At 36.0% G+C, this 1,396-nt stretch carries 1 protein-coding gene; it reads right to left on the bottom strand.

Going from position 1 to position 1,396, the window contains the following annotated elements; all coding sequences use genetic code 11:
* Positions 1-97 precede the first annotated feature (97 nt).
* On the bottom strand, positions 98-1,396 hold a 1,299-nt coding region (locus OFN67_RS08030), incomplete at its 5' end, for a sulfatase-like hydrolase/transferase (protein ID WP_270874022.1).

Genomic DNA, 1,396 nt, shown 5'->3' on the forward strand with positions numbered 1-1,396 from the left:
GTTGTAAGATAATTTCTTACTAAGTTAAAAAATAATAACTGGCTCGGAGCTTCGGCTTCCGAGCTTTTTTTGTTTGTAAGGATAATTATGTTAGACATTATTTATCTATCTCTGCATAATCGATATGCGGAAGCAATCTAGCTACCAAACCAGGAAACGCACCAGTTATCCTAAATCCGTTGCTTTTTAGCAAATTTTTGCCCAAATTCATCTCGTCTAATATACCCAAATACCCCAAAAGCGTAGTCATCGTATCGATACTAGAACCATTATTATCTATATAAATATCCTCTTTAATATCATCGTCTAATATCATAAAAACAAGTCCGCCCTGTGAATTTGCGAGTTTTTCTACCTCTTTGCTCTCTTCGATTACGGGGACTTTGTGGTCGCTTTGTATGACGATAATGGTATTTTTGCTAAATTCCGAAGCGCGGATTTTATCGATAAATTTACCAAGCAACATATCTGTGCATTTGACTGCGCGTAGCATTTGTATATCATGCTTTTCATACGATATATTTTCGCAAGCTTTCGGTATAAAGCCGTTTGGCACATGGGTTGAAACTGTTAAAATGTTTTGGAAAAATTTCTTTTTGCTTTTTGATAGGCGCACGAAATCCTCCCATGCTATCTCAAACATCTCGTCATCATCTACGCCCCACTCATTTAGCCTTGTAGCACTTTGCGCGATTAACTCTTCGTTGCCTTTGGTTTCATCGAATTTGCCCGCTTCTAGATACTCATCTGTTTTTTGAAAATCCAGTGGCGCACCCTTCATAAAGTATGTATGATACCCCTGATCTTTTAGAATTTCGCTAGCACATTTTATGTTTGGATAAAATGCGTTTTTATCAGGATTTGAGAAGTTAAAAATATATGGCAGGGCGCAGTTTGCCGCAAACATACCCTCTATGGTGATTTGTGCGCCATGGCTTTGCCCGACATTGCTAAAATTGATTTTATGCGTTAAATTTGAAATATAAGGCGTAAGATCTGGGAAAATTTGCGGATTTGTGTAGCTTTGGTTAAAGCTTTCTAAAAAAATATAAACAATATTTTTATTTTTGATTGCAATTTTTGGATTTGGGACTTTTAGGTATGGATAGACTGCGTGTTTGAGTGCGATAACAGGCGGATTTAATAACATATAAAGTTTATAGCACGCCACAACCATAGGATTTAGGGCAAAAGCTGTCATAAAACACACCCAAAACAAAATGGCAAATTTGAAATTTTTCACGAGAGTTTTTGAGTATTTTTGATACAAAATCACACAAAACAGCATTACAGCTATAATTACCAAAGCCACTGTGATAATCTGCTTTGTAAATGTCGCGATAGGGGCGCCAACAATGCTAATTTTAAATAAATTTAATGAAAAATATGTAAGCGA

It is taken from the genome of Campylobacter sp. JMF_11 EL3, from assembly GCF_027736965.1.
Taxonomy (GTDB): Bacteria; Campylobacterota; Campylobacteria; order Campylobacterales; family Campylobacteraceae; genus Campylobacter_B.